The organism is Lacisediminimonas sp. (genome assembly GCF_030645335.1).
In the GTDB taxonomy this organism is placed as follows: Bacteria; Pseudomonadota; Gammaproteobacteria; order Burkholderiales; family Burkholderiaceae_D; genus Lacisediminimonas.
This window is the reverse complement of sequence record NZ_JAUSNH010000146.1, coordinates 1-4,908: the sequence shown is the minus strand read 5'-3', so window position 1 is coordinate 4,908 and position 4,908 is coordinate 1. Positions and strand designations below refer to the sequence as shown.

Below are 4,908 nucleotides of genomic sequence, written 5' to 3'. Positions count from 1 at the left end.
GGCGGCGCGCCCGGCCAGCGCCGCATCCGCGCCCAACTGGTCGGCAATGGCCAGCGCGAGTGCATGCACCCTTTGCGTGCGCTGCTCCTGGCTGCCGAGCTTGTTGTGATAGACCACGCTGGCCAGCCCCGGCAGGCGCTCGGCCAGTTTTTTCTTCTGGTCCTGCTCAAAGAAGAATTTCGCATCCGACAGGCGCGGACGAATCACGCGCTCGTTGCCGCCGACGATATGGGCGGGCGTGGCCGTCTCGATATTGGACACCACCAAAAAGCGTGATCGCAGGCGACCGTTGGCGTCGGTCAGCGCGAAATATTTCTGGTTGGTCTGCATGGTCAGGATCAGGCATTCCTGTGGCACGCTCAGGAATTCCTGGTCGAAATTGCAGGCGTAGACCACTGGCCATTCGACCAGGGCCGTGACTTCATCAAGCAGCGCATCGGGCATCAGGATCTGGTCTGCCCCGGCCTGCGCCAGCAGCGCCTGGCGAATCTGTTCGCGGCGCTCGGCAAAGCCGGCCACGACCTTGCCCTGTGCTTGCAGCGTGGCCGCATAGGCACTGCTGTTGGCCAGCGCGATGTCGCCGTGGGACAGGAAGCGATGGCCTTGCGTCACACGCCCGGCTTGCAGCCCGAGCAGGGTCAGCGGCACGACCTGTTCGCCATGCAGCGCAAGCAGCTTGTGCACGGGGCGCACGAACTGCACCGTCGTGCCATCCGGGCGCTGGTAACTCATCAGCTTGGGGATGGGCAGCTTGGCGACGGCTTCTTCCAGCGCCGCCTGCAGGCCCGCCAGCAAGGGCACGCCGGGGGCCGTGTAGGAATAAAACAGGCTTTCGGACTTGCCATCCGGTGCGCGCTCAAGCTGTTGCAGCGTGATGGCGCCAGCACCGGTGGCCGTGGCCAGGGCCAGCAGCTTCTTTTGCAGCGGCGCAGTGGCGTGGCCATCGGCGTCGAGCGCGACCGATACCGGCAGCACCTTGTCGCGCATGTTCTTGTCCGGCGACGCGCTGCGCACGCCGGTGATGCTTACCGCCAGTCGGCGCGGCGTGGCGAACGAGGTGGTCAGCGCGCCGTCTTCCAGGAAGGCGCGGGACTTCAGGCCATTGGCAATGCCGGCAGCGAAGGCTTCACCGAGTCGGGACAAGGCCTTGGGCGGCAGTTCCTCGGTCAACAGTTCAACGAGCAGTGTCTGGTTCATTTTCTTGTGCCGCGTCGGCGCTTGGCCGCTTGGCTGTTGTTCGTGATGGTCGGTAACGGTGTGGGCATCAGGCCGCCTGGCGGGGGTCGCCGCACATCGGGAAGCCCAGCTTTTCACGCGATTCGTAATACGCCTGCGCCACCGCGCGCGACAGGTTGCGGATGCGGCCAATGTAGGCGGCGCGCTCGGTGACCGAGATGGCGCCGCGGGCGTCGAGCAAATTGAAGGTATGCGCCGCCTTCAGGATCATTTCATACGCCGGCAGCGTGACCGGCACGGCCAGCAGGCGCTTGGCTTCGGACTCGTAGTTCGAAAACAGCGAGAACAGGAAATCGGCGTTGGAATGTTCGAAGTTGTAGGCCGACTGCTCGACTTCGTTCTGGTGGAACACGTCACCGTAGGTCAACCGGCGCGTGACGCCATGATCGTCCCACTCGGTCCATACCAGGTCGAACACGTTTTCCGCGCCCTGCAGGTACATGGCCAGCCGTTCGATGCCGTAGGTGATTTCGCCCAGCACCGGCTTGCAGTCGAGGCCGCCGACTTGCTGGAAGTACGTGAACTGCGTGACTTCCATGCCGTTCAGCCAGACTTCCCAGCCCAGGCCCCAGGCGCCCAGCGTCGGATTTTCCCAGTCGTCTTCGACAAAGCGCACGTCGTTCTGCTGCAAGTCCAGCCCCAGCGCCTGCAAGGAGCCGAGATACAGTTCGAGGATATTTTCCGGCGCCGGCTTCAAGACCACCTGGTACTGGTAGTAGTGCTGCATGCGGTTCGGATTTTCGCCATAGCGGCCATCCTTGGGACGGCGGGAAGGCTGCACATAGGCAGCGCGCCACGGCTCCGGGCCGATTGCGCGCAGGAAAGTCGCAGTGTGCGACGTGCCGGCACCGACTTCCATGTCGTAAGGTTGCAGCAGGGCGCAACCCTGGCGATCCCAGTACTCTTGCAGTGTGAGGATGACCTGTTGAAATGTGAGCATGTTGGAGTGGCGCCGGGTCGAGCGGGCAGAAAGCGTGGAAAACCCTGAATTCTAGCGGGTTTTGCCAGCGCCAGACGTGCTTGTGCGGCGCAGTGCGCGCCAAGTGAGCAACAGCAGCGCCGCCGCCAGCGCCAGTATTGGCAGGTTGCCGCCCAGCATGTAGGGTGTCCAGCCTTGCATTCCCTGCACTTGCGCCGCCAGCGTGGCGCGCTGGTTGTCAGGCAATCGGGCTGCCACCGCGCCGCGGTGATCGATCACGGCCGTGACGCCGGTATTGGTCGAGCGCAGCATCGGCCGCCCGGTTTCCAGGCTGCGCATGCGCGAAATCTGCAGGTGCTGCGGCAGCGCGATGGTGTCGCCGAACCAGGCGATGTTGGAGAGATTGAGCAAGATGGTGGCCGGCAGTTCGCCGGCAAACCAGCGATCGGCAAGCTGCTCGGCGATTTCTTCGCCAAACAAGTCTTCGTAGCAGATATTGGGCAGTACCCGCTGGTCCTTGACGGTGAACGGCGCCTGCAACAGCCGGCCGCGGGTGAAGTCGCCCAGCGGAATATTCATCATCCGCACGAACCATAGTGATCCGGGCGGGATGAATTCACCGAACGGCACCAGGTGGTGCTTGTCGTAACGATACGCAGCAGCAGGTCCGGGCGCGGGCGCCGCCTGTGGTGCGTTCGCAGCGAGTGCCGGGCTTGGTGCGAAGCCCAATACGCTATTGGCGTAATTGTCCGGCCCGTCGCTGACCGGAATGCCAAGCAGCACATGGCTGCCGGTACGGGTGGCGAACTGCTGCAGCATGGGCAGGTAGTCGGCCGGCAAACGGTGGGCCAGCATGGGCAGGGCGGTTTCCGGCGTGGCGACCAGGTCGGCCGCTTGTTCGGTCATCATTTGCCGGTACATGTCCAGCGCCGCTTGTACTTGTCCGTGCGCGAATTTCATTTCCTGCGGCACATTGCCTTGCAGCAGCCGCACGCTGATGGGCTTGCCGTGCGGCTGGGTCCAGCTCACCTGGGCAAGGCCCAATCCGGCGGCAATGACCAGGATCGCCATGGCCAGCGCGCGCCGGTCGCGCAAGACGATGCAGCCCGCCAGCAAGGCCGCCAGCCAGCCGATGCCGTAGACGCCCACCAGCGGCGCAAAGCCGGCCAGTACGCCGTCGGTATGCGCATAGCCGGAGACGATCCACGGAAAGCCGGTGAACAGCCAGCCGCGCACCCATTCGGACAACATCCACAGCACCGGCAGCGCCACCAGCAGCAGCACGGCGCGCGAGGCGCCGCGTTGCTGCAGCCAGCGGCCCGCACCCATCGAGGCGGCGGCGTACAGGCCCATCACGGTGGCCAGCAGCAGCACGGCGGCAACCGCGATCCAGGCCGGCAGGCCGCCGTAGCGGTGCAAGCTGATGAACAACCACCAGATGCCGCCGGCCATCCAGCCGAATGAAAATGCCCAGCCAAGCAGGGCTGCCTGGCGTACCGTGGCAGCGCGCTCGACCAGCGCAAACAAGGCTGCCAGCGTGATGAATTGCAGCCCCCACCAGCCCAATGGCGCGAATGACAGCGTCGAGAGTGCGCCGGCAAGTGCTGCCAGCAGCAGCGCGGGGGAGGGAGCCAGCCGGGGTCGGATCGCGGGGATCACGGCAGCATCCGGCTCAGCGCTTTTCGCTGCCAGCCAGGCCCGGCGGCAGCTTGTCGACCAGCAGCACCTGAACCTTGCGGCCGTCGGCGCGCAGTACTTCAAAGCGCACATTGTCCATGTCGAAGATCTCGCCCTTGTCCGGCACGCGCCCGAGATGGGTCGCGACCAGGCCGCCGACGGTATCGACCTCGGCATCCGAGAACGTGAGTCCGAGCGTGTCGTTGAACTGGCTGATGGGCGCATGCGCCTTCACGCGCCAGCGCGCTCCGTAGTTGCCCGGGCGGGCGGGAAGGATATTGTCCTGCTCCTCGTCGAAGTCGTACTCGTCCTCGATGTCGCCGACGATCTGTTCCAGCACGTCTTCAATCGTCAGCAAACCGGATACCCCGCCGTATTCGTCGACGACGATGGCAATGTGGTTGCGGTTGGCGCGAAAGTCGCGCAGCAGCACGTTCAGGCGCTTCGATTCGGGGATGAACACAGCCGGGCGCAACATGCCGCGCACATCGAAAGCCTGGTCGGCGAAGTAGCGCAACAAGTCCTTGGCCAGCAGGATGCCGGCCACGCGATCACGGTCGCCATCAATGACGGGAAAGCGCGAATGACCGGAGCGCAGCACCAGCGGCAGCCATTCTTCGATCGGCTGGCTGATGTCGATCGTATCCATCTGCGCGCGCGGCACCATGATGTCGCGGGCGGAGAGGTCGGAAACCTGGAACACGCCTTCGATCATCGACAATGCGTCTTCATCGATCAGGCCGTGCGCATGCGCGTCATGCAATATCTCGAGCAGTTCTGCCCGGTTTTCCGGCTCGGGGGAAATCAGCGCGGTCAGTCGCTCGAACAGCGACCGATGGGCTTTGTGGTCGGGATTTTTCTCCCGACTGGGAGGTTCTTGCATAGGTCCGTCAGGGGTTTACAGGTTTCGCATAGCATACAGCAATCGATTGGCTGGCCGACCGGGTTGCGGGGCGTCAGCGCTCGCGATAGGGGTCCGCCACGCCAAGCCGGGCCAGGATTTCGGTTTCCCGTCGCTCCATGACGGCGGCCTCGCCTTCCTCTTCATGATCATGGCCCTGTGCATGCAGCACACC

The 4,908-nt window shown here is 64.4% G+C and carries 5 protein-coding genes; all 5 read right to left on the bottom strand.

Annotation, left to right across the window (positions count from 1 at the left end):
• On the bottom strand, positions 1 to 1,197 hold a 1,197-nt coding region (glyS, locus tag Q7T64_RS10405), incomplete at its 3' end, for a glycine--tRNA ligase subunit beta (protein WP_304795224.1).
• Between the two features lie 67 nt (positions 1,198 to 1,264).
• A complete protein-coding gene (gene glyQ, locus Q7T64_RS10400; RefSeq protein WP_304795222.1) occupies positions 1,265 to 2,176 on the bottom strand; it encodes a glycine--tRNA ligase subunit alpha in 912 nt (303 codons plus the stop codon).
• A gap of 51 nt (positions 2,177 to 2,227) precedes the next feature.
• The gene (gene lnt / locus Q7T64_RS10395) at positions 2,228 to 3,814 is read right to left on the bottom strand and encodes an apolipoprotein N-acyltransferase (protein ID WP_304795220.1); all 1,587 of its coding nucleotides are present in this window, start codon (positions 3,812 to 3,814) and stop codon (positions 2,228 to 2,230) included.
• Between the two features lie 13 nt (positions 3,815 to 3,827).
• Entirely contained in the window at positions 3,828 to 4,715 is an 888-nt protein-coding gene (locus Q7T64_RS10390) for an HlyC/CorC family transporter (protein ID WP_304795218.1), read from the bottom strand.
• 73 nt (positions 4,716 to 4,788) lie between these two features.
• Entirely contained in the window at positions 4,789 to 4,905 is a 117-nt protein-coding gene (locus Q7T64_RS10385; protein ID WP_370653300.1) for an rRNA maturation RNAse YbeY, read from the bottom strand.
• Between the last annotated feature and the right edge of the window lie 3 nt (positions 4,906 to 4,908).

What these genes read in the sequence shown, in the direction of transcription:
- Q7T64_RS10390 (WP_304795218.1), bottom strand. Translation starts at nt 4,715, where the DNA reads ATGCAAGAACCTCCCAGTCGGGAGAAAAATCCCGACCACAAAGCCCAT.
- glyQ (WP_304795222.1), bottom strand. Translation starts at nt 2,176, where the DNA reads ATGCTCACATTTCAACAGGTCATCCTCACACTGCAAGAGTACTGGGAT.